Source organism: Leptospira neocaledonica, from assembly GCF_002812205.1.
Classification (GTDB): domain Bacteria; phylum Spirochaetota; class Leptospiria; order Leptospirales; family Leptospiraceae; genus Leptospira_B; species Leptospira_B neocaledonica.
The window spans coordinates 22689-46843 of sequence record NZ_NPEA01000005.1 but is presented as its reverse complement, the minus strand read 5'-3'; the positions used below and the strand labels follow the sequence as shown (position 1 = coordinate 46843).

20 protein-coding genes and 2 tRNA genes are annotated in these 24155 nt (G+C 39.0%); 16 read left to right on the top strand and 6 right to left on the bottom strand.

Translation table 11 applies throughout. From position 1 onward, the window contains the following. Positions 1 to 43 precede the first annotated feature (43 nt). Together CH365_RS09400 and CH365_RS09395 are read right to left on the bottom strand one after the other, a co-directional pair. Positions 44 to 280, bottom strand: a complete 237-nt coding sequence (locus CH365_RS09400) for a hypothetical protein (protein ID WP_125226309.1) — start codon at positions 278 to 280, stop codon at positions 44 to 46. Then, positions 273 to 731 (bottom strand): AAA family ATPase, encoded by a 459-nt coding sequence (locus CH365_RS09395; RefSeq protein WP_125226308.1) that lies wholly within the window; start codon positions 729 to 731, stop codon positions 273 to 275. Before CH365_RS09395 ends, CH365_RS09400 begins: the two co-directional genes overlap by 8 nt. Before the next feature lie 176 nt (positions 732 to 907). Between CH365_RS09395 and CH365_RS09390 the strand changes: the two genes are divergently transcribed. Both CH365_RS09390 and CH365_RS09385 read left to right on the top strand, forming a co-directional pair. Then, positions 908 to 1897 carry a hypothetical protein gene (locus CH365_RS09390; RefSeq protein ID WP_100768331.1) on the top strand — a complete coding sequence of 330 codons (990 nt, stop codon included), beginning with the start codon at positions 908 to 910 and terminating at the stop codon, positions 1895 to 1897. A gap of 91 nt (positions 1898 to 1988) precedes the next feature. Beyond that, entirely contained in the window at positions 1989 to 2642 is a 654-nt protein-coding gene (locus CH365_RS09385; protein WP_100768330.1) for a response regulator, read from the top strand. Here the strand turns inward: CH365_RS09385 and CH365_RS09380 are convergent. Continuing rightward, the gene (locus tag CH365_RS09380) at positions 2639 to 5011 is read right to left on the bottom strand and encodes a sensor histidine kinase (RefSeq protein WP_100768329.1); all 2373 of its coding nucleotides are present in this window, start codon (positions 5009 to 5011) and stop codon (positions 2639 to 2641) included. The two genes, CH365_RS09385 and CH365_RS09380, sit on opposite strands and share 4 nt — an antisense overlap. Positions 5012 to 5114: 103 nt before the next feature. Here CH365_RS09380 and CH365_RS09375 point away from each other — a divergent pair. The 4 genes from CH365_RS09375 to CH365_RS09360 all read left to right on the top strand — a co-directional run bounded on the left by CH365_RS09375 (position 5115) and on the right by CH365_RS09360 (position 6770). Continuing rightward, positions 5115 to 5188, top strand: a tRNA-Ile gene (locus tag CH365_RS09375). An 83-nt stretch (positions 5189 to 5271) separates the two neighbouring features. Then, a tRNA-Ala gene (locus CH365_RS09370) sits at positions 5272 to 5344 on the top strand. Positions 5345 to 5409: 65 nt separating this feature from the next. After that, on the top strand, positions 5410 to 6666 hold the full coding sequence (locus CH365_RS09365) for a PQQ-dependent sugar dehydrogenase (protein ID WP_100768328.1): 1257 nt from the start codon (positions 5410 to 5412) through the stop codon (positions 6664 to 6666). Continuing rightward, the gene (locus tag CH365_RS09360) at positions 6666 to 6770 is read left to right on the top strand and encodes an FMN-binding negative transcriptional regulator (RefSeq protein ID WP_244283097.1); all 105 of its coding nucleotides are present in this window, start codon (positions 6666 to 6668) and stop codon (positions 6768 to 6770) included. The genes CH365_RS09365 and CH365_RS09360 overlap by 1 nt, the downstream gene beginning before the upstream one ends. Before the next feature lie 16 nt (positions 6771 to 6786). Here CH365_RS09360 and CH365_RS09355 read toward each other — a convergent pair whose 3' ends face one another. Then, complete coding sequence (locus tag CH365_RS09355; RefSeq protein ID WP_100768327.1) at positions 6787 to 8427, bottom strand: hypothetical protein; 1641 nt, start codon at positions 8425 to 8427, stop codon at positions 6787 to 6789. Positions 8428 to 8490: 63 nt separating this feature from the next. Here CH365_RS09355 and CH365_RS09350 point away from each other — a divergent pair, with 63 nt between their 5' ends. The 6 genes from CH365_RS09350 to CH365_RS09325 all read left to right on the top strand — a co-directional run bounded on the left by CH365_RS09350 (position 8491) and on the right by CH365_RS09325 (position 16938). Continuing rightward, positions 8491 to 10761 carry an NAD(P)-binding domain-containing protein gene (locus CH365_RS09350; RefSeq protein ID WP_100768326.1) on the top strand — a complete coding sequence of 757 codons (2271 nt, stop codon included), beginning with the start codon at positions 8491 to 8493 and terminating at the stop codon, positions 10759 to 10761. An 84-nt stretch (positions 10762 to 10845) separates the two neighbouring features. Continuing rightward, positions 10846 to 11361, top strand: coding sequence for a TfoX/Sxy family protein (locus CH365_RS09345; RefSeq protein ID WP_100768325.1), 516 nt, complete (start codon positions 10846 to 10848; stop codon positions 11359 to 11361). Between the two features lie 95 nt (positions 11362 to 11456). Next, the gene (locus CH365_RS09340; RefSeq protein ID WP_208861192.1) at positions 11457 to 11816 is read left to right on the top strand and encodes a hypothetical protein; all 360 of its coding nucleotides are present in this window, start codon (positions 11457 to 11459) and stop codon (positions 11814 to 11816) included. A gap of 42 nt (positions 11817 to 11858) precedes the next feature. Further along, positions 11859 to 13148, top strand: coding sequence for a TolC family protein (locus CH365_RS09335; protein WP_100768324.1), 1290 nt, complete (start codon positions 11859 to 11861; stop codon positions 13146 to 13148). Continuing rightward, a complete protein-coding gene (locus CH365_RS09330; protein WP_100768323.1) occupies positions 13114 to 16221 on the top strand; it encodes an efflux RND transporter permease subunit in 3108 nt (1035 codons plus the stop codon). Before CH365_RS09335 ends, CH365_RS09330 begins: the two co-directional genes overlap by 35 nt. Before the next feature lie 150 nt (positions 16222 to 16371). Then, positions 16372 to 16938, top strand: a complete 567-nt coding sequence (locus CH365_RS09325; protein ID WP_244283096.1) for a hypothetical protein — start codon at positions 16372 to 16374, stop codon at positions 16936 to 16938. A gap of 1 nt (position 16939) precedes the next feature. Here CH365_RS09325 and CH365_RS09320 read toward each other — a convergent pair whose 3' ends face one another. Further along, positions 16940 to 18136 carry a DUF3095 domain-containing protein gene (locus tag CH365_RS09320; protein ID WP_100768322.1) on the bottom strand — a complete coding sequence of 399 codons (1197 nt, stop codon included), beginning with the start codon at positions 18134 to 18136 and terminating at the stop codon, positions 16940 to 16942. Between the two features lie 173 nt (positions 18137 to 18309). On the opposite strand from CH365_RS09320, the gene CH365_RS09315 reads away from it, so the two are divergent. From CH365_RS09315 to CH365_RS09300, 4 genes are all read left to right on the top strand, one after another. Next, positions 18310 to 19692 (top strand): proline dehydrogenase family protein, encoded by a 1383-nt coding sequence (locus tag CH365_RS09315; RefSeq protein ID WP_100768321.1) that lies wholly within the window; start codon positions 18310 to 18312, stop codon positions 19690 to 19692. Positions 19693 to 19694: 2 nt separating this feature from the next. Beyond that, the gene (locus CH365_RS09310; RefSeq protein WP_100768320.1) at positions 19695 to 21275 is read left to right on the top strand and encodes an aldehyde dehydrogenase family protein; all 1581 of its coding nucleotides are present in this window, start codon (positions 19695 to 19697) and stop codon (positions 21273 to 21275) included. 99 nt (positions 21276 to 21374) lie between these two features. Then, on the top strand, positions 21375 to 22109 hold the full coding sequence (locus CH365_RS09305) for a hypothetical protein (protein WP_100768319.1): 735 nt from the start codon (positions 21375 to 21377) through the stop codon (positions 22107 to 22109). A 67-nt stretch (positions 22110 to 22176) separates the two neighbouring features. Continuing rightward, a complete protein-coding gene (locus tag CH365_RS09300; protein ID WP_100768318.1) occupies positions 22177 to 23028 on the top strand; it encodes an alpha/beta fold hydrolase in 852 nt (283 codons plus the stop codon). Between the two features lies 1 nt (position 23029). Here the strand turns inward: CH365_RS09300 and CH365_RS09295 are convergent, their stop codons facing one another. Next, positions 23030 to 24103 carry a winged helix DNA-binding domain-containing protein gene (locus CH365_RS09295; RefSeq protein ID WP_100768317.1) on the bottom strand — a complete coding sequence of 358 codons (1074 nt, stop codon included), beginning with the start codon at positions 24101 to 24103 and terminating at the stop codon, positions 23030 to 23032. Positions 24104 to 24155: the final 52 nt, after the last annotated feature.

Here is a 24155-nt window from a genome sequence, read left to right as displayed (position 1 = left end):
GTAATAGGAAGGAGAAGCTTAAGTTATATTAGGCTTTTTGATTTTATTTTAAGAGATGAAGTATTCTCTCAACCGCCAGACGCATTGAATTTGCAGGTTTCGGCCTTTCATATACAATTTTTCCGTCAGGTAAGCGAAAGTAAACTTCACCATTCTTGGAGAAAACGTCAGGAAGACCAAATTTACGATTTTCTGCCTGTGCCTTTTGTATAGCACTTTCAAAAATCCGAGTAAACTCTTCGGCTTCTTCTTGGTAGGCTTTCTTTTTTAATTTACTCATCTTCATCAATATCCTGGAGAAAGATAGAAAGTAATTCTGAGTTAAGTATATCATAACTATGTTTTCCGCCAAGCGCAAAACATTCCGAGTTCTCTTCTGCATTGAAATACGCCGCCCATGTATCTGTCAGAGAACGATACATACCCCAGAAATTCCTTTTACTCCTTGAAAATTTTCGAATAGTCCCCTTTAAATAATTACCAGAAAGAGTAGATTCGATAATTAGACTATTTCCCAATTTTAATTCTCTCTCGATGGCTTTAAAAAATAACCTACCCGCTTCCAGATGACCGCTTGTAGTTCCTCGATTTTCTAAACCTTTTTCCAATTCATCAGCATTTAAAAAAGTATAACCATACACTTCTTGATGTTCCAACGCGAACGTTGTTTTTCCCGAACCGTTTGGCCCAGCGACAATGATAAGATGTTTCATCCGAATTTTACTTTTCAAGGAGAATCCGGAAAGACAATCATATTCGATAAGCTTCAAAATTCTATTGAAGAAAACCGATTCCGTGCCTTCTCCCCTTCGGCTTCTACTTAAAAAACAAATCCAACCTAGTATTCCCACGAATAGAAATCTATTTACTTACGGGTCATAATTTTCCTAAAAAAAGTCAGGAACTCATGTACCGTAATCGAAAAGCTTGGATCTATATTCTTTTATTCTACACAGTAGGATTCGCAGGTTGCAAAAAAGACAATAGCAGTACTGACCCATTAATGTATTTGGTCGTACTCAATAGCCTTCCGGTCGCAGACATCGTATTTGAAAAAGGTTTTCCAGGCTCGGACAATGCCGTTACTGCTACTAATTTTATCGGAGTAGCCGGAGATTATACTGTTACGATCGGCGGAGAATCTGCCACCGGGCTTAATCTTCCAGGAGATGGAAGTTTAGAATTTATTATGCCCACTGTCTCAGGGATCACCGAGAACACTACTCTTCCAATGGTGATCACCAAAAATGGAAATCCATTTCTTGCAAAAACGGTAAGATACAGACCGATTATTGATATCACCTTAGGAGCACCTAACAGTTACGGCAGACTTGTGAGCGCTTCCGACCAAAATAGTTATCTAAAAATCACATTAGGAAGCACCGGTGATGTTCTTTTTAATATATTCGGATATTTAGGAGCAAATTTGAATTTATACTATTATAGCAACCCCACAGGCTCCAAAACTACGATAGTGGAAAATGAAAAATTAGGAGCACAGTTCAAAAAAACAAATCTCGCTAGTGGAACGTATATTATAGAAGTTCGATATACCGGCGGCACAATACCTGCAATCTATAGACCGAATATCGCAAACGGTCAGATCCAGGCAACTTCCGTTTTAAACTGGACCAGCTCCGCTTTATGTTATGAAAAACTGGGTGGTGGGATTACCTATGTAGGACCTACTCAAGACTGTAATGGTTTAAATTCAGCGAGTATGACACGCACGGGAAGATGCACTTATCCTTCAGACGACGGAATAACTACTAGAAATTATTATATCTCACCTCCGGGAGGAGGCCCCGGGTTCACTACTAGTTATGCTGAATTCACCTGTACGGTTCCTGGAAACGGATCCTATAATGAAGCAGATGCAATATTCGAGGACAACTGAAAAGAAGTTCTTCAAGCTTTTATAATATTTCCGCGGGTTCAGAAAATTTTAAGGATTGCCATTGGCGCCATATTCTATAAAATCCGAGAAAATGTCCGTCCGAACCCGTCCTAAAATATTTTTAATAGACGATCATCCTATTGTTCGTTCCGGATTGGAATCCGAGATCAAGGCTTCAGGGGATTATGAATATTGCGGCTCCGCTTCTTCCATAAAAGAAGGTACCAAAATGATGGGCTTCGCCGGGCCCGATCTACTTATCTGTGATGTTTCTCTCCAGGACGAAAACGGGATCAAAGAGCTGGATTCTATCCGTAAAAAATTTCCGGAAATGAAGATCGTATTTCTAACAATGCATAGAGATTGGTCTTATCTACAAGATGCAATCTCCGCAGGCGCCGACGGTTATATTTTAAAAAGTGATTCTATGGAATCCATCATGGCTTCCATTAAAAAAGTATTAAATAGAGGGAAAGTATTCCCCGGGGAAATCGCAAACTTTAGCTATGATGAAAAACATATTAGGGAGGTGGCTGAAATAGTAAAAAAACTTACCAAAAGAGAAAGCCAGATCCTAAACTTCTTATCCAAAGGAAAATTAAACAGGGAAATCGCTGAAGAATTAAAACTGAGCGTAAGAACAGTCGAAGCTCATAGAGCATCCATCTTCAAAAAGTTAGAAGTGGATAATATGGTAGAATTAACCAGAATTTTAGTCCAGCTTAAATCCTTGGATCCAAATTAAGAACGAAGCAAAATAGTAAACCTGGTTCCCTTACCCTCTTCGGAAGAAACAAGTATTTCTCCTCCATGAGCGAATACAATTTTACGAATGATAGAAAGCCCAAGGCCCGTTCCGTAAGGTTTTTTACTTCCGAATCCTGAATCGAAAATGTATCTTTCCATATCCTTACTAAAACCTTGCCCATTGTCTTCAAAGATCAGATAAACAATATCCTCTTCTCTTTCGATCCGAATAGAAAAAATTCCCTTCTCATCAGTGGCTTCTGCAGCGTTTTTTGCAAGATTAAAGATCAATCTACGAATACGAAGCGGATCCAGACGAATACTTCCCTTCGCATTTATCTTAAAGGCTAATTTCATCTTAGTGGATTGGAAGAAGGTTTCCAGGTCCTCGAAAATTTCCTTAAAGTAGGCTTTTATTTCCAAAGTCTGGAGGTCCAAGATGATTCTATTTTTAGAAAAATCTAATATATCTAAGGTCAGGTTGGTGAGTGCATCCACTTCCTTCTCCGCTTGAAAAAGAAGATTTGTTTTGGATGTACCTTTTTTGGATCTCAAATTTTTTAGATTCTGACGAATCATAGCTATCGGATGCCCTAGGTCATGAACGATTTCTGCAGAAAGTTCTCCAATGATTGCAAGTTTCTCTCTATCCTGTCTTGCGATATTACGAACGGAAAATGCAAGTGCATCCGCAACCCCTCTTACCCAATCCATCTGAGAATCGTCGGAATATCCTTCAGAAGGAAGGTCAAAGATTAATTTATAGAGTTGCTCATCTTGAACGGAAACGACCAGCCTATCATTTTTGATAATTGGACCAGTAAGGGAAGAAGGATCCAGACCTATTAGATCCTGCACATCATACTTATATACTTCAACAGTTTCCAAATCTCCTAAGGAAGATATACAGTATCTTTTCCATATAGAAGAATTCGGTTCTTCTAAATATACATAGACTGTTTGTTCTACAGCGATTGTTCTTCCATTATTCGAAATGATTGTTTGCTCTTTTCCGTTTTCATGTAACATCTTTAAGGCAGTATCTGCTGCTTTATCATAAGAATATGATTGCATGATTTCTCTTGTGGAGAGTACCAATGACTTCATTTTAGTCCCCAAGGTATCGGAACGTCGGAATGCTTCAGAGAAAATTTTGGAGATCAAAATGGAATAACCGAGTATCAGTGCAACTTCTCCATATTGAATGAGATAGATACCATTCCACAGTCCCAAAAATAGACCAATATCATTCAAAGTACATAAGCTAATCACTACATAGCCCGAGAATAGACTAAGCCCACCTTCTATTCCCCTTTTTAATCCGACTGCAAGCAAGACCAGCCAAACAGGCATTGTAACCAAAGGTAAATATAAAGCTACTGGCAGAAGTGTAAGAGTATAATAAGCATTCGGGAAAAATAATACGATAAAGCTGGCCAAATAATAAGGAATAACGAAGTATCGGCCGAACCTTCTCCAAAAATCAGTCTTACAATATCTATACAAGAATGCATACAAGGTAGGACCAGAAATATATACACTAATATATTCCAAGCGGTTCGGAAGCTCCCAGGAAATTCCCTGCAATAACTCGTAAGCAAGCCTGGAATCACCGATTGTCAATGAGCGGACCATTATTAGAAAAGCATGAAATGCAAATAATAAGTGAGCGGATTCATTCCTTCTAAAGAAATAAAAAAATACGTTATAAAAAGACATCGTGGCCGCGATCAAGACCAAGGCCCATTCTAAGTCCCTTCGTTTACGGACATCTTTCAAAACACTTTCCAATTCTCCCAACTGAATGGAATTCCAGACCCCTCCCCATCTATTTTGGAAATTGGAAACATAAAATACCAACTCCAGATTTTCAGAATCCGGAACTAAGGAAATTTTTAACTCGTATTTTGCTTTTGATTCCGATTCGGATTTTCCGAGAGAGCCTACACTTGCGATCTTCTTCCCGTTTGCATAAAGTATATAAGCAGTTCCCTGGTCCGGGATCTTAAGAGCTAAAGCCTGTTTTCTTTTTCCCAACTTTACCTTAAGTCTATAAGTAGCATAGCCGTGCCCTACAGCCTCAGGATCTTTAGAAAAACTTTCCTTCCAAACGGAGGGAACAGTTACGAACTTTTTTTTAGATTTGAATTTTGGATCTGAGAAGTCATTCGGAGAGATCCACTCTTCCCAATAAAATTCCCATTCTCCGTCCAACGGAACGATCTTGCCATCTTCGAAAGAATGTTTGCTTAAGTCTAAAGTTCCATTCTTCGCAGAAGAATGTTCCGAGCCCGATCCAACAAGATCACAGTAAGAAAAAAAGGAAGAGATTAGGAGGGCGAAGAAGGTTATTTTTCCGAATCTCACGCGACAAACCTAGGTGAATCTTGAAATCCGTAAATGCAAAACCTGTCGGTTATTCTAAAAATCCCTTGCCAGAGAATCTCGAATAAAAATCATGTCTCTTACCGGGCCTGTAGCTCAGTTGGTTAGAGCACGCGCTTGATAAGCGCGGGGTCATAAGTTCAAGTCTTATCAGGCCCAGGTAAAAACGGTTTAGAAAGAGTGGATTGTCGGACTTCCGGCAAACTTCCAAACCGGTTTCATTCCACTCATCCCTGATAAAAGGGGCGTTAGCTCAGCTGGGAGAGCATCTGATTTGCATTCAGAAGGTCATCGGTTCGATCCCGATACGCTCCAATCTTCTTACTTTTACCTCCTGAAAAAAGCTGGATCTAAACTGATTCGAGACGAGAATTCGGATCATGAAACTCTTCTCCTATAGATCCTTTCTAATTCTAACAATTTCCCTAATATTCTGTTCTATCTCCTGCGACGATATACGACGTCTGTTGGTGGCTAATGTGGATGATATGGCAAAATATAAAGCGGAAGGAAAAGAATCAGGCTTGGCCGCAGTCTTCAATCAAAACGACGAAAAAAGAAAGAAGATCAAGATCAGTCTTACCACGATCGGAAAAGGTTTTGAACAGCCTGTGGACTTACTTATGATCCCAGGCCCCGATATCTTCTTGGTGGCAGAAAAAACCGGAGCCTTAAAATGGCTGGATCCGAAAGACGGAAGTTCAGGTATATTATTAAAACTTGATGGAATTTCCACAGATTCAGAACAAGGACTCCTGGGCGTGGTGCTCCATCCCGAGTTTCCTGAAAAACCGCTTCTTTATCTGAACTATGTTGCGAAAAAAAATGGAGAGACCAGCAGAGTTTCTGAATGGGCCATAGATCTTCCTAAGGACCCTAAAAAAGCAAAACTTTCCAAAGAAAGAATCTTGATGGAAGTCAAACAACCTTATGGAAATCATAACGCAGGACAATTAGCGTTCGGAAAAGACGGTAAATTATATATCGCGTGGGGAGACGGTGGATGGATGGGAGATCCTAAAGGTAACGGGCAAAATCCTTCTACATTTTTAGGCTCCGTTCTTAGGATAGATGTAAATTCGAAAGATCCGGGCAAAGAATATTCCGTTCCGAAGGATAATCCTTTCTTAAAGGATCCTTCCTTCAAGCCTGAAACATTTGCTTACGGTTTTAGAAACCCATGGAGATATTCATTCGATCCTTCCGGTAGACTGATCATTGCTGACGTGGGGCAAGATCTATTCGAAGAAGTTGATATAGTAGAAGCAGGAAAAAATTACGGCTGGAACAAGATGGAAGCTACTCATTGTTTCGAGCCTAAAGCGGACTGCGATAAAAAAGGGTTAACCGATCCGGTCTACGAATATGGAAGAGAAGACGGAAGTTCCATCACTGGAGGTTATGTGGTTACCAACGACCGCATTTCAGACCTGCAAGGCAAATATGTTTTCGGAGACTTTGTATCCGGAAGGATTTGGGCGATCGACCTTCCTAAAGACGGAAGCTCAGTAAAAGAAGCCTACTCTCTCGGAAAATGGCCAGTTCTAATTTCCAGCTTCGGAAAAGACGCAAGAGGTTCCGTTTATATTGCGGACTTTGGAGCAGGACAGATCCTTAGGATAGATCCCGGTAAATAATGTATACGCCGGAACATTTTAAATTAGAAAATCTTGATATAATTCACGAGATCATCGGCAAATATCCTTTTGCCGTTTTGATCTCTACAACTGGACAAGGATAGACGATATCCAAAAATTTTAATATCTGGAAGTGGAGAATTTCCACAAATCGATCTTGCCTCGATTTTCTTTCACGAATTCCAGACTCTTTTCCGGACTTGCAAATGTATAGATAGGTATCTTATCGCAATAAGAAATCGAAAGTGGTTCTCCCATTTTTTTTCTTACAATCTTTTCATCGACACCGTCTATAATTGCAAAAGTATAAGGTGGATTTTCTCTTTCGAACCAATTTAAATTATTCTGCCAATAGAATAACATCAGATCGTAAAGATAATCATCGGGCTCCAAACCTTTTTTAGAAAAAACTCTCATAGGTCTCACATACCAAAAACTGGCAACCCCTCTTTTCCAGTGGTTCTTCTCCGCAAGCTCATCCAAGCAGGCAACCTTTTCCGGATAATAGGTCAGCCCTAAACCCTTAGAATAAGAAGAATAGATCCCGAAAAGTATCCCGAGAAAAAATACAATCCCAAGCCCGAATTTCACAATCGGAATATCTGAAATTCTTAAAATACAAACTGCTCCAATTCCTAAAAATCCCAAAAGAATTTCTCCGAAATATCGATCAATTCCCTGAATACCTACCTTTCCCGTTAACCCAAAAACAAATCCATATATTAGAAAAATGAAAGGAACCAAAATCCCGAGAATTAGGAATAGATAGACTTGCTTATTTAAATTTACTCCATCTCCTTTTTTAGATAAAAATTGAACGATACAAAAGAGCGAAATGATCAGAAGAATATAAATCCAATTCTCTTTGCACAAATAAGCAAAAGAATAAAAGAAACTTTCCCATTTCCATGTAGAGATTGTTTCTCCTATCTTTTTAGGCGCTGCGGTCCCGGGAAAAAATACAAAACTGCTCTTGCGTAAAACTTGAAAAACGACCCTCGAAAATACAATCCCTAAAAATACAGGGAAATAGATATATACGATCTTCCTGATCTTATGGATGGATCTTTCTCGAATCAACCAATCGTAAAAATGCAAACCCAAGGCTGGAAATAAAAAATAAGGAATAAAAAGTAGATCGCTTAAAGAAAATAGGAATACTGTTCCCAAAACCAGAATAAAATTCTTTTTAGAATTCGAGCCTTCCCATTGGTAAAAAAATCCCCAAGCCCAACATAGAATTGCAAGATTCCCACCATGGAATCCTGGCAAAAATACGAATAGGTCTTGTTTAAATAAAATTAATATAATTCCGATCAAAAAGCCGAAAGTTAAGACCAAGCTCGATTTTTCATAAGAAATTTTTTCTTTCTCTAACTTCCGTAAAAGGAATAAGATCCCGAACAAAAGAAAGATCCATTGGACTGCGGAATAAGATAAATGGGTCAGTTCCCAGCCACCGTTCTCCGTTGCTAAAAAAATGGTTCTAAGTGCAAAATACTGCACCAAATCGGGGAAAAAATATAAGGCAGGAGTCCAACCGAAACCATTCAGAGAATTTAATAAGTTTGCTCCGGGTTTTAGAAAAAGTTCCTGGTAAATTATAGAAAAGAAAAGAGAATCAGAGTTATAAAAGAAATCAGCAAGCTTTGGATCGACTGCAACTCTACCTAAAGAGATACAAAACCCGATAAAGCCGAAAGCTGCAGTGATAAAAAAGAAAAGCCGGTTTTTTGTATCGAATTTTTGCAAAAAATCCACCCGAAAGGAGTTTTCTTTTTAGATCGGAAGAGGCAAGCCGATTTCTAAACATCTGTAAGAGTTATGAAAGGCCTATTATCCATTGTCCCTAAATATTTCGATTGGTTGAACAATAACGCTCCTCAAGGTGAGGCCGAAAAATATCCGGAAACAAATTCTGAATTCGAAAGTTCGATACCCGGCATCTATATTTCGGGAGATCTAACAGGAATTCCTCTTTTAAAATATTCGGTGCAGAGCGGTGTTTCTGCGATCCGTAATATTCTTCATAAACCTAAAAAGAAATTAAAAAACAATCTAGACGTTTTAATCATAGGTGCCGGGCCTTCGGGAATCGCAGCAGGGATCGAAGCCAAGAAGAATGACCTGGACTTTCTTATCTTAGAAGCAAACCAACCCTTTCATACAATCACAAGTTATCCAAAAGGAAAACCTATCTTTGCAGAACCTTCGGAACTGGAAGTTGATTCTCCTATCCAGATCAAAGATACAACCAAGGAAGATCTTCTGGGATCCTTGGAAAAAGTATTAAAAAAAAATAAACTTCCTATCTTAAACGGGGAAAAGGTAGAATCTATTCTTCCTTCAAAAGGATCCGATCTTGGATTCGAGGTCCATACAGAGTCCGGCAAAAAATTCAATTCATCTTATGTTCTACTTGCTATCGGAAAATCCGGAGATAGTAGACGTTTAGGAATTACAGGGGAAGAGCAAGAAAACGTATTCCATAGATTAATTGATCCACAAGAATTCCAAGGACAAAACATATTGGTGGTGGGCGGTGGAGATAGCGCGGTCGAAGCGGCACTATCATTAGTGGATATTTCTTCTTCCGTTACTCTATCATATAGAGAATCCGAAATTTCCAGGCCGAAAGAAGAGAATAAAGTCAAATTTCAAAAAGCAGTCCAAGAAAATAAGATCCAATTTTTACCGAATTCTACTCTAGAAAAATTCGAATCCAAACAAGTTCGCCTGAAACAAGGATCTAAATCAAGAACTGAAAAAATAGATTCATCTTTGGTGTTGATTGGCTCAGAAGCTCCGATCTCTTTTTTGAAAAAATTAGGAATCAAGATCAGAAACTCGTTCAATTCCAAAGAACTCCTCGGTTTTGTTTCACTATTCTCCTTCGCATTATTTTTATATTTCGGAAAAGCGTCTTTTTATGCCTCCTATTGGTATTCATGGGTAGCCTTAGGCTCGGGGATCATATTTGCACTTTCTTCTATCAGATTTTTATTCTCCAAAGAAATATTTTCCGCTTGGAGGTGGAGAACATTCAAAAATCTTTATTTACTTTCGGCGGCACTTTACTTTTCAGCTGTGTATCTAAGTGCCAAGTATCTGGGATTTTATCTATTCGGAAAATATCCCAGCTTCCATTATACTGTTCTATATTCTACGACCATTTTATTTTTCGGGATCAGAAGAATACAGATCAGGCCGACACAATATATAAAATTACAAACAATCACACTGATCTTAATTCAGATATTCCCACTCTTTCTATTGCCGGAAATCATTCTTCCTTTCTTGGGAGACCAAGGATTATTAGGGCCTTCTAATGGGTTTTTACTCACACAGGTTTTTCCAGACGGAGCCTATTGGAAAGCATACGGATTTATTCTGGCATGGCCGTTAAATATGGGAGTTCTCTACGACGGAGGGATTACCACATTCTGGCTCATTTACGGATTTCTAATGAGCTTCGGCCTTATTCCGTATCTAGTTTATAAATTCGGAAAAGGAGCTTATTGCGGATGGATCTGTTCTTGCGGAGGTTTGGCGGAAACCTTGGGCGATGAATACAGAAACAGAATGCCTCATGGAAAATTGGCTTATAAGCTGGAGCATTCAGGTCAATGGATTTTGCTCATAGCTGCAATTCTTACAATCGCAAAACTCATCGGAAGTTCCGGACAATTCTTCTGGCCCTTAGAATTCGGCGCAGATTCAGTTAAACTATATTATGATTTGATTGTAGACTTGGGTCTTGGCGGAGTTGTAGGTGTCGGGGCTTATTTCATGTTCTCCGGTAGGATCTGGTGCAGAATGTTCTGCCCACTCTCTGCACTTATGCATATCTACGCTAAGTTCAGCAAGTTCCGAATCTTCTCGGAGAAAAAAAGATGTATCTCTTGTAATATTTGCACTTCTGTTTGCCACCAAGGAATCGATGTGATGAACTATGCCAACAAGGGCAGACCCATGGACAGCGTCCAATGTGTCAGATGTTCAGCTTGCGTGGTAAATTGCCCTACCCAAGTCCTTTCTTTCGGAAAATTAGAAAAGAACGAGCAAGTATTAGATAGGCTAAAAGCAGTATTATAAATATTATCTGATTTTCTATCCTAAACCTTCTATAATAGGATTTGTTCTTGTCAATTTATTGTATTGAGAGACAATCCCCTGCCTATGAGTTCTTTTCTTACACATGTCCAAGATAGATTAAAAGTCTGCGGCCCCCTATCTTACAAAAATATGTTCGGAGGTTTCGGGGTTTATTCCGGATCTCAAATTTTTGCAATGATCATCAAGGACCGATTGTATTTTCGAGTGGGACAATCCAACCAGGCGGAGTATGAATCCTCGGGAATGGGCCCTTTCACTTACGCCGGCAAAGACGGAAAAATAGTCCGAGTTTCCTATTGGGAAGTTCCGGAAGAAGTTTTAGAAGACGACGAAGACCTTGTATTCTGGTTTAGAAAATCTTTGGCAGAAGCAAATAAGGCTTCTTCTTTAAAGAAAAAGACCATCCCCAAAAAGAAAACTATCGCAAGGAAGAAGGTCACAAAATCTAAAACATCTTCTTCCAAGAAGGCAGTTGCTAAGAAAAAGGCGGCCCGCAAAAAATCGGTTAGACGACTTGTTAAGAAAACAACAACTAAACGTAAAGTGGCAGCTAAGAAGAAGAAGGTTCGTTCTCGCTAAAACCGCCGTTCCTTGAGAAAAATCAAAGGGGCAGGCCGGAGTCTGCTCTTATATTTTTCAATTTACATTCCCAGGCCAACTGTTACTCTGGAAGAATGAAATCGAGATCCTTGAAAGTTCTGGTGGCCTGCGCATTACTTTCTATTCTCGTGCCTGCATTTAATTGCGGACCTTTTTGCGAAATTGAAGCGGGAAGCTCCGAATCTTCTCCCTGCCATCAGGATCAAAACCGAGATAGTGGGCCCGTATGCGATTGGGATCTTGTTTCTATCAAAAAGGAAATAGATGATTCCCGCTCCACTCTTTCCGTTCCTGTACAAGTTTTCGAACATTTCAGAATAGGTATAGAGGACCTAGTTCGGATCAACTCCTTCTCCCCTTTCCAAATCGAATTCCAAAAACTTTCCGGCTCGGAAACACTTACTCATCTTTCTTTTATCAGAATTCTAATTTAGATCTCACATTATAATTTTCTGTTTTTATAATGTGAGGTTATTGTGCGTTTTTCATATATATTCGTATTTTTATCTTTTTATTGGATATTATTTCTTCCTGCCCAGGCATCGGAGAATGATACCGGAAAGGAATTAGACTTAAATTCAATCATGGCAATTGCGGAGAAAAATTCGCCTTTGCTCACCGCAATCCATTCCGACTTGGAAAGCCTTTTTTATAAAAGAAGGCAGGAAGGTAGGACTCAAAACCCTTCCGTTTACATTGATTACGGTCAAAGAAAGGCAGCCGATGAATCGGGAGCTGAATATGCAGTTCAGATAGAGCAGCCAGTCTATTTTCCGGGAAGAAAGGAACTCAAACAACTTTTAGTGGATAATGATTCCAAGATCAAGGAAGTCCAACAAATTGAAGCTTATAATTCCATTCGGCTCAGTTCGATCAAATTTGCGTATCGTTACTTAGTTGCGGCGGACAAAAAGAATCACGTAAAAGAAAGACTTAAAAGACTTTCCTTGATAGAAAGTTATATAAAGGCCAGGCCATTCTTTACTCCTCAGGCGAAAACGGATTTATTCATCATAGAAACCAAAATTTTAGCTCTGAGAAAACATTTTAATGATTTAGAGCTGGGAGCCGCAAAAGATTACGAATCTTTAAACTTGTATCTCCGACAAGAATTCATCCCGAATCTAAAAATCCCCTATTTCCGATCCGGGGTGAAATTCGATCGTAAGGATCTTGAAAAAAAAGCAGTATCACAAAACCCCTCAATACTCGCGGCCAAAGGAGAATTGGACAAGGCCAGAACGGAACTTAGATTAGCAAACTTAGAAAAATATCCCGATTATTCCATCACTAGCCAAATCGGAGAGGATAAGTCGGGGGTTGCCAACAGATTTTACGATTTTGGATTAAAATTCAGGATCCCGGTTTGGGACCAATTCCAAAATAAAGTCGCCTCTGCTGAAACCAATATGAGATCCAAGCAAGACAGGTTAGTGTATCAAGAAAATTTAATACAAACTTCTTTTAACCAATCTTTTTTGGAATACGAACAATCCAAGGTCAATCTTAAACTTTACGATTTAACTCAATTGGATCGGATCGATAGGGATCTGAACTTTGCAGATATGGAGTTCAAGCGAGGAAGAATACAACTTATCAGTTATCTGGAATTGGAAAACCAGCTTCATGAAACACATCACGCGGTCTTAGACGCCCAAATTTCACATTTGGAAAGTCTTCTGAATCTACTTTATATCACTAACGAAAAAGACATTTTAGGAGTAATGGGCAATGCTAGCCAGACTTTTGAATACCAGCCTAAATAACCCATTCTTATCCGTAGGATTGGTTTCGTTTTTATTAATATTCTCATTTTACACTTTAAACGAAGTACCGATAGATGCTGTTCCGGATATCACAAATGTGCAGGTAATCGTCACGACGGATACCGGTTCACTCGATCCGGAACAAGTGGAGAAGGTGATAACTTTTCCTTTAGAAACAGAACTTTTAGGATTACCGAATCTTATAGACGTTCGCTCCGTTTCTAAATTCGGTTTATCTAATATATCTCTGATATTTAAGGAAACCACGGACATCTATCAGGCGAGAGCTATGGTAGCAGAGAGGATTTCCAGTGCTAAGGAAAAACTTCCTCCAGGTGCAGCTCCTACAATCGTTCCGAATACCACAGGTCTTGGAGAAATTTTTTTCTATTCCGTAGAAGCCGTTCCGGATTCCGAATTGGACAAACTTCCAGAAGAAAAGAAACTTCTGTTTTTAAGAACAGTTCAAGATTACGTAGTTCGGCCTCAGATTAAAGCAATGGTCCCCGGGATCGTGGAAGTGGATTCCAATGGAGGTTATGAGAAAGAAATCCATATAGACGTGGATCCAAATCGAATGAAACGCTGGGGACTATCTATAGATCAGATCATTCGAGATATCTCCACCATTGGAGAAAGTTTCGGTGGAGGATTTATAGAGAACTCCGGAAAAATTTCAATCGTACGAGCTTATGGGCTTAAAAGAAATCTAAACGAGATCTCCGCTATTTCCGTTCGAAGAACTCTCACAGGGGCATCGGTAAAAGTTTCGGATATAGCAGATGTAAACGAACATGGAACTCCAAGACTAGGCGGTGCTAGCTCTAACGGAAAAGAGATCGTACTTGGCACTGCATTAATGTTAAAGGGAGAAAACAGTTATAAAGTAAACGAAGATCTCCATAAAGCGGTTTCGAATCTGAGTCTGCCGGATAATGTAAGAGTTAGAATCTTATTAGAAAGATCTTTCTTAATACAGTCCACTATCAAAACGGTCCTAAAAAACCTAGGGGAAGGCGCAATATTAGTCATACTTACACTTTTTCTAATATTATTCAATCTTAGAGCCTCTCTGATCGTAGCATTGATCATTCCCGGGTCCATGTTACTTGCCTCAGTTTGTATGAGATTTTTCGGGATTTCTGCCAACTTAATGAGTTTGGGTGCGATCGACTTCGGATTATTAGTAGATGCTTCCATAGTAATTACGGAAAACGTTCTCTCTAAATTCGAGACTGGAAAATTTAAGAACAACGAGGAAAAACGAAAAGTCATCTTGGATTCTTCTTTGGAAGTACTTAAGCCGGTTTCCTTCGGGATCTTAGTAATCATGCTAGTATATGTTCCGATTCTAACGTTAGATGGAATCCCGGGACGGATGTTCCGACCTATGGCAGAGACTGTGCTCCTCGCGTTAGGGTTTAGTTTATTCTTAGCAGTTTTCCTTCTCCCTCCCCTTTTATACTTTTTCCTATCTCCCAAAACCTTAGGAACACATAACAAGAAAAAAGATAGTAAGATCGTAAATTGGTATGCTGAAAAATTACCTAAGATCTTAGATCAACCTCGTAAGATCATCCTATATTCTTTAATATTCTTTTCCGTAACTTTACTCATCTACTTTAGAATGGGGACAGTATTTCTTCCCAAGTTAACCGAGGGAGATCTAATGTTGGTCATTGTCCGAAATGGGAACACAGGCTTGGAAGAAAGTTTGAAGGAACAGAAAGAATTGGAAATCTTCTTAGGACAAATGCCGGAAGTAGAAAGTGTATTTTCGAGGATCGGAACAAGTTCGGTTGCAAACGATCCAATGGGACCATTCAATGCGGATACATTCATCATTCTAAAAAAGGATATCCTTCCGGATCTTTTGGAAAAGAAAACCTGGGAAAAATTTTTGGATAAGATAGAAACATCCGTAAAAGAAAAATTCCCGGAATCAGAACTAACCTTAAGCCAACCTTTAGAAGCCAGATTTAACGAATTATTGGAAGGGAGTAGAGCCGATATAAGCGTAAGGATCTTAGGAAAAGATCTGAATATATTACTCCAACTTCAGGAAGAATTAAAAAACACATTAGAAAAGATCCCAGGTGCAGCAGAAGTAGAATTAGATCCGATCATGGCATTAAGAAAATCGAATGTAATCGATGTGATCCCAGATAGTACAAAACTTAAGTATTATAATATCTCCCTGCCTTTATTTAATTCTGTTCTTGAAAGTTCAATGAGCGGATTTGAATTAGGAGGGTTTTATGAAGAAGAAGTCAGATTCCCTATCAAGATCCGACTCTCCGAAGAATTTCGAAATAGAGAATCTGAAATAGGAGATATAAACGTAGGAACGGAAGACGGAGGTACTGTGCCAATCCGTCTTTTAGCATCCATCCAAAAAAGAGAGAAGGTCATGACCATCTCCAGAAACAAATCCAGACGATTCGTAGCGGTTTCGGTAAACCTAAGAGGAAGGGACTTAGAAGGGTTCTATAAAGAGGCAATCTCCCAGGTTTCTAAATTACAAATCCCTAATGGATATTCCATTTTCTGGGGAGGCCAGATAGAAAATCTTTCCCAAGCAAAAGAAAAACTTTCCGTAATAGTGCCGGCAACATTATTCATGATCTTTACCGTTCTCTATTTAGGACTTAGATCAATCAAACAAGCTCTGCTGGTATTCTTCTGTGTTCCGTTCGCTTTAACGGGAGGGATCTGGTTCCTATTCTTAAGGGGAATGGATCTCAGTGTATCCGCATTCGTAGGATGTATCGCACTTTCCGGAATTGCAGTTTTGAATGGACTCGTAAAATTATTCACAATTGATAGGATTCGAGCAGAAAGTAAACTCAGCGTTAGAGAAGCAGTATTAGAAGGTGCAGTCAGTCGTATACGTCCTGTTGTCATGACTGCATTAGTCGCTTCTTTTGGATTTATTCCCATGGCATTTGGGACAGGCCTAGGAGCGGAAGTCCAAAAACCTCTCGCGACAGTAGTGATCGGCGGAATTTTTTCTTCCACAATTCTTACCCTTGTCCTACTACCTGCATTCTACTATTGGTTAGAAAGAGAATAAACTCATTAGCATCCGGTTTGGTTTAGCAACCGCAGCCGGATGATTTAGAATCATTCCTGATAAGAAAAACTATTTACCGAGTTCGATTTTTTTGATTTAATAGAAATTTATTTCTAACTTACTTGTTAATGTAGGTTACGGAGAAAAGCGATGGTCTCTCGGATTTATATTTCTTTTGTCATATTTTTCATAATCACTTCCTGTGATAAGGCAACCCCGATCTCATTGGACGCATCTAAGACAATTTCGGGTGCGGCCCTAGATCTTAGCTTTTCTACATATATTGATCTTTCTACTCCAAAGTCCGACGAAACCGAATCTGGCTCTTGGCACTGTGCACTTTCAGTCGACTGCCAAAATGTATACAGTTTGAATTTCAACCAGGCGGATACGGTGACTATCTCAGTAAGCTCTGTTACGGGTGACTCCGCTTTACGCCTTGCGGTATATTCCGGATCCACCTTAAATGGGACCAATCTAATAAATGGACTCACAACGGATAGAGAATGTAACGCCTACAATATAGGAGATACTGTTGCGGTTTCCATTCCAAGCGCAGGCCCTTATTCTATAACAATAGGTAGAGATTGGGACAATAGCGCCGATGCATTCGGAACGTATTCTTTGAATCTTTCATCTACATTAGTCAGTATGGTCGGATTAATAAAAACTTCTTCCAATACTGCAACCCAATCTTCCGGTTATAGCTGTCCTTAAATTATACTCCGACTGTCTGCAATTTTTTCTTTAGTACTGTGGCGGCCAACGCATAACCTCCGCCTGCCCCGTCTATAAAATGAACTTCTCTTTCCGTTCCCGCATGTAATAAACAAGTCATCAAGGCTCTATCTGAGATATGAATTCCGAAATGTAATTTACCGGACTTCTCCGCTTCTGATAAACTCGACTCTAATTTTTTTCTATCCGCAGTGTCCGTTGCAAATACCATTTTGAAAGTTCCGTCGAATTTTCTAAAATCGGAAGAGATAATCTGGTAGTTCTTCAATTTATTCAGTTTATAATGAAATGCTCTTAAAGGAAGATTCCAGCGGATCGCAAGCTCTGCCCCGTAAGTTTCGAATTTAATTTTCCAAAGATATAGTTTTTTTAATATACTATTTCCTTTGGAAGAAGCGATCGCTTCCTTATTCAAAACGGAAGAAGAATGTTCTATAATCAGATTTTCTTCTCTCAAAGGATGATATTCTCTTTCAGAGCCGTATAAAGAGTCGATCAAAGATAATAGACCGGAAAGGGTTCTTGCAGCTTCCGAATCTGAATCCGAATTGATCTTAACGATGAGCGCGACCATCTCTCCTTTCGGACTTTGGATATCTTTCCATCTGCAGGTAAAACCTGAAAAATCTGCACGAATGTTCGGAATATAAGAATTATCTGTTAAATACTTGGAATGCGGTTCCTTAATCTTAATCTCCGCATAAGCCACACCGGTCCCGCCCAAAACCGCCTGAGTATAATGTTTAGAAATCCTAAGTTTGGCCATAGTCAAACTATAACCTGCTTCATAAATATCGGAAACGGGCACGAATCCGACACGAAGGTCCATTTTAAAATAATCTCTTATAAATTCTCTTGTATCCGCAAGAATATCACGGATCTCATTTGTGCGGGAACCCGGAAGCAAGATGGTCACACCATCTCCTCCAAAGAAGAATGGGAACTCCATGTCCTTGAGAAGATTCGTGATCCCCATCAAGGTCAGTCCCCCGGCCATATTTACATCTTTATATCTACCTTCTAAAATAGCTTCCGTGGATTTTACGATATCGGTGACGATTACGATCCAATCATCCGGAACTTTCCTATAATGTTTACTGTCCGTAACTTCTGAAAATTGGGAAATCTCCGGAAGCTCTTTATAAAAGTTTGTGGTAAAATGTGATAGATTATTCATCGGGTGGGCCTACCGAACTTTGACTGATTTTCGTCTCAAAAGGCCATCCTTTTTTCCAACTCGTAATATTTGATTTGGGAATAATGGATGCAAAAGCTTTTTAAAAAGGTTCGCATGGCAAAAATCCAAAGAAGAAGGTTCAATGCCGACTTTTAGGGTAAGAACAAAACGGAATGAAGGCGACAGAAGAAAGCGGACCCAAAACAATTCTCTCTCCCTTGGATCTTCAGAATAGGATTCTGGAAAAAGGAAAGGAATTATTTCGTTTAAGTGATTCCTTTGAGGACGGATTTTTTAGTACATACAGACTATTTTCCAAAAGCCTTTTATTTTTGGAAAATCGCCCTCTTTTAAAACTGCAAGCGTTTAGATTCGCAGATCTTTTTCCAAGCCTTAGTTCACTTTCATCTATCTCTCGTTATATCCGGATCTATTTTATTGAAACTCCTACTGAAATCCCAAAATGGATTTTATTATTTCTTTCCTTACTTCTGTCCAATAGACTTAGCTCAGTATTCGTTGCATTAGGCGCTAAGATCGGAATCAAGCTCACTGCAAAATTTTTTATCTTAGGAAGGACATACGGTTCCGACCGCAAAAAGATCATAGATAGATACAAAAATGGCATCTGCTCCACAATAGATATATTGGGAGAAGCTGTACTTTCAGAAAAAGAAGCAGAACGATATATCTCGGAGTATTTACTTTTATTAGAAGAAGTTTCTAAGGACAAAGAACTTTCCGAAATACGAAGCTCCCAATTCCCGAACGAGCCGACTGGAAACGTTTCCGTAAAATGTTCCTCCCTTTATTCACAATTAGATCCGCTTGCACATGAATCTTCTGTAACTCATTTAATGGATAAGTTAAGGCCGATCCTTAGTTCCGCAGTTTCCAAAAATATTTTCATCAATTTGGATATGGAACAGTATGAGACCAAGGATATCATAATGGACACTGCCTTTCGGATCTTTCGAGAGCCTGAATTCGAAAACTATCCTCATTTTGGGATCGTTATCCAAGCTTATCTGAAAGCCTCTCAAGCAGATCTATCCAAAGTCATAGAATATTCTAAAAAACGAAAATACCCTCTAACTGTACGCTTAGTAAAAGGCGCCTACTGGGAATATGAGATGACCCAATCCGCTCAAAAAGGTTGGGAACCTCCGGTCTTTCTCAAAAAATCAGATACGGACAAAAATTACGAAGAATGCTCGGCACTCTTATTAAGGTCCTATCCTCATATTCGACCTGCATTCGGTTCTCATAATATAAGAAGCCTTTCCTCTGCATTCGTTAGAGCGGCAGAATATTCCGTCCCGGAAAAATTTTTCGAAGTGCAGATGTTATACGGAATGGGGAATTCCTACAAGCAGGCAATACGCAGTTTAGGAATTTCAGTAAGGGAATACTCTCCCATTGGAGAAGTAATCCCCGGTATGGCTTATTTGGTAAGAAGATTATTGGAAAATTCTACTAACGAGGGCTTTCTGAAAAACATCAATGCAAACAGCAAAGATAGGGAACGATTATTGTATTTGGAGAATACGAAATAAAAATGAACTTTCACCATAATTCCAATTTTCAAAATGAAACCCTAAGAGATTTTTCTAAAGAAGAAGAAAGATTCATCTTAAATAAAGGATTCATCTCTATCCGAAAAGAATTTCCGATACAAGTATTTCCAATCATCTCCGGAAAATCAAAAAAGACCTCTTTAATAGTTCCAGCTTTAAACCCGGCGAACATCAATGAAAAGATTGCGGATATACATTACGCTTCTATTGCAGATGCGGAAGAAGCTGCCAAAACTTCCATCAAATCTTTTGAAACGTGGAAAAACACAAAGCCCGAAATACGAATCGGTTTCTTGAAAAAAGCGGCCGACATTCTAAGATCACAAAAAGCGGAACTCACTGCATTAATTTCTTTAGAAGTGGGAAAAGGGATCAAAGATATAGATGCCGAAATTGCAGAAGCAATCGATTTCTGCGAATTTTATGCAAAAGAAGCGGAGGATATTTTCCAACCCAGAAAAAGAGATCTTTTAGGTGAGGAAAATGTTTACACATACATACCAAGAGGTGTCACCTTAGTAGTCGCACCCTGGAATTTCCCGTTGGCGATCCTATGCGGAATGACAGTGGCTCCATTGGTTGCCGGAAATCCGGTGATCATGAAACCTGCAGAACAATCTTCCACGATTGCATTCAAACTTTTTAATATATTAATAGAGGCAGGTATTCCTTCTTCTGTTCTTCACTTTTTACCCGGAAAAGGAGAAGAAATCGGAGCCTACTTAGTTAAACATTCTGAAATACATACGATCAATTTTACCGGTTCTAGAGCTGTAGGTTTAGGAATGATCCGAGAAGCTGCCTCCCAGGATTTGAAATTTGTAAAAAAGGTAGTCGCCGAAATGGGAGGTAAAAATGCGATGATCGTGGATGAGGATGCAGACTTGGACGAGGCGGTGATCGCATCCATACAATCTGCATTCGGATTCCAAGGACAAAAATGTAGTGCACTTTCACGAATTATACTTTTGGAATCAAAGTACGATACGTTTAAAAGCAGATTTATAGACTCATTACAGTCCTTAAAACCAGGACTCCCTGAAGACCCTTCCGTAAAAGTTGGACCAGTAATAGATTCCGAGTCCAAAACGAGATTGGATAATATAGCTTCTCAGTTCTCTTCTAAAATTATAAGTAAACTCAAAATAGAAGAAGGCCAAAAGTATACGGGTCATTTCGTAGAGCCTATTATTTTCGAAAGTGAGGATTCGACCTCTCCTCTAGGACAAACGGAATTTTTTGGTCCTTATGTTACCTTATTCAAAGCCAAAAATTTTGAAGAGGCCATTAAAATAGCGAATAACGTGGACTATGCTCTCACCGGCGGAATTTTCTCCAGAAATCCTAAGAACATACAATATGCAAAAGAAAAATTCGAAGTCGGGAATCTATACATTAACAGAGGAATCACTGGAGCCGTAGTGGATAGACAACCTTTCGGAGGGTATAAACTCTCAGGAGTCGGAGCAAAAGCTGGCGGCCCGGATTATCTAAAACAATTTTTAGAGCCGATTAGCATCACTGAAAATACGATGAGAAGAGGATTTATTCCGGAAACTTAGAACCTTCTTCTTTTTTTCTTGATTCTATTCCGAATACGTTCAAAAAGAACGGACATGATCCGTTATTAATAAGAAATACGTTTACTCGGAGAAATATTAATGAAAGAAGAGATTGGAACATTCGTAAAAACAGCAGTCAAAAGTTCCGCAAAAATATTTCTGCTTTCTTCAATAGCACTTTTTCTCGGGTTTATTTTTAACCTTTTTCTATTAGCATTTTGTTTTCCTGAAATGAAAAGTGTTGCATCCAACCTGGGGCCATTGCCTATCGCAAGAGCCGGGGGAATAGGAGCAATACTTGCATTAATCGTAATAGTTCTCGAATTATGGCCGATCGTTCTTCTGGTCATAACATTTGCTTTTATCTTCCCCTTTCTTTATTTTCTCGGGATCAAAAAACATCTTTTAGGAAGAGAATTAGGTAGTCTGGTTTCGGAAAACAAGGCCTGGTTCACGGATAATATCTCTAAAACACTTTCTGAAATGATCAAAAAGAAGGTCGGATCCGAAAAGATAGATAACTGGGGCAAGTTCATCTCTTCTAAACTTAAAGATCTGCCAACGTTTTTACAGGAGAAGGAAAACTGGCCCAAGGTCCTTCGTTTTATTCTACAAACCTTCTTAAAGAAAATCCGAATCGCGGAATTTGCGGAAGAAGTAGCCGCGGTTTATGAACAAAAGGGAACCCAAGATATTTCCGTCCTAGAAGAAATTATTAAGACCAGCCTGAACAAGGCGATAGACAAACAAATGGAACCTTCCCCTCCGTTATTTTTTTACATAGTGTTCGGAACAAATTTCGGGATTTTTCTGCTCATTAAAATTTTCGTATAGTGATACGATTTATCGTAACAATTTAGAGATCGGGCGAATTATCGTTTAATACCTCTCGAATCTGATTATGAAAAAGTCGAAACTACTTCTTATATTCTTACTTTCTTCCTACTGCAGTAGTTATGAAGAAATGAATATGGAAGAAAATAAAGCGTTCCAGAAACTCAAAGAATCCGACATATTCTATCAGGAGTATTTTATCCAAAATGAAAAAGAAGAAGGTGCTGTACATTGGATCAGCACAGGATGCAGGCCCGAAAAGGATAAAATTCTTATCTTCATCCACGGCTCCCCAGGCAGTTGGCAAAATTACCTCCGGTATTTAAAAGATCCCGAATTATTAAAAATCTATTGTATGCTTGGGATAGACCGCCCAGGTTTTGGAAAATCTCCGCGAGCAATTTCAGATGTAAACGCTCAAGCGGAAAAAATTTTAAGAACTCTATCAAAACTCCCCGAAGTACAAAAACGGAAAAGGCCAATCTCTATATTAGGACATTCTTATGGAGGTCCGGTCGCTGCCAGAATGGCCTCCTTGTCCCCTGAGAAATTCCAATATCTGTTTCTATTAGCCGCCGCTATGGATCCGGAGAAGGAAGAAATAAAATGGTATAACAAAATTGCGGACACTTGGATCGGATATTGGATTTTACCGGAAGAATGGACCCACAGTAATTCCGAAATGTTGCCATTAAGAGAACAGCTGAAAAGTTTAATTCCGGAATGGAAAAAGATCAAAGCCAAAACAATTATAGTACAAGGCGAAGAGGATGGGTTAGTTGATCCAGATAATCCGAAATTCATCCGGGAAAATTTTTCTACAGAAACAAAAACTTTTCTTCTTCCGAAGGAAGGACATTTTTTGCCTTGGAAAAATTACGATCTAATTCATAAATTACTAATAGAGTTTTCAGAATAAATTAAACTTCCAAAATCAGATTTTTCCCGAGAAATATAGCATACTCTTCTGCCGCTTTTTTAAGTTTCTTTTTATAATTTGTATTCAGAGTTTTATAAGGGTTCACCTTGAGGATAACATCTTCCTTTTTCAATTCTCTCTGCCAAATTCCGCTAACCCAACCGTTTATAACCAACGTTGGCCGAAATAAATCGTCCGCAGGTGTCAAAAGTCTTTTAGGAGGAGGATCCATACAATCTTTACGATCCGTATAGGCCAGCAAAAACTCATCAAATGCTGGAAGAAGAAATAATATATCGGAGTCCTTGTCCACTAATTCCATTTTTTTAGGAATATAATAGATCTGATCATTCTTTTGGAAGTTTGTTAATTTATGTTCGAGACTTTCGATAGCAACCTTTGCGTCCTTCATATTCAAACCGGACCACCAAACAAAATCGGCCAGAGTAGCCGGAGCCCGAGTATCAAAATACATTTCGGCGATCTTATTGAGAGCTTCTTCCCTTGGTTTTTTTACTCTTTTGATATTAGGGATCCATTCTTCGATCAAGGCATATGTGAAATTCTTATCCCGCCTTGGACCAAAGCAGAGTAAACCTTCCAAACCAGCTCTTTGTAGAATATGAGATAATCTGGTAGTATTTGTAATGATTCCGGATTTTTCTAAGACAGAAGATATTTCTTTCCTAGTAAGAAAATTTTGGTTCGAAAGATTTTTAGAAAGAATTGAATAACATTTTTTTAATACTTTAGGATCTAATTCTATTTTTTTATAATGAGCTGCGTATTTCGAAACGGTAGGAGGACCCAATAAGTCCAATAACCAATAAATATCTTTGGCGGAAACCACATGTAATGTTCCTCTCAAGGGCCAAGACCTAATGATCTTTTTCTCCAAAAATGCGGACTCGATATCTTTTTCCTTTAAACCGGGAGCCCTGAGCCCAATCGCCCATTTAGAGGCGGAATAGTCCTGACCTTGGATAGCACCTAAAGTTTCTATCACCTTTTCCGGAGATGAAAATTGAGAATCCGAAATATGAAGATGTTTCAGTCTAGTTAATGCGATATTCACGTACGTGTAACAAATTTATAAAATATAGATTCCTGGAAATCATTTTGCCATT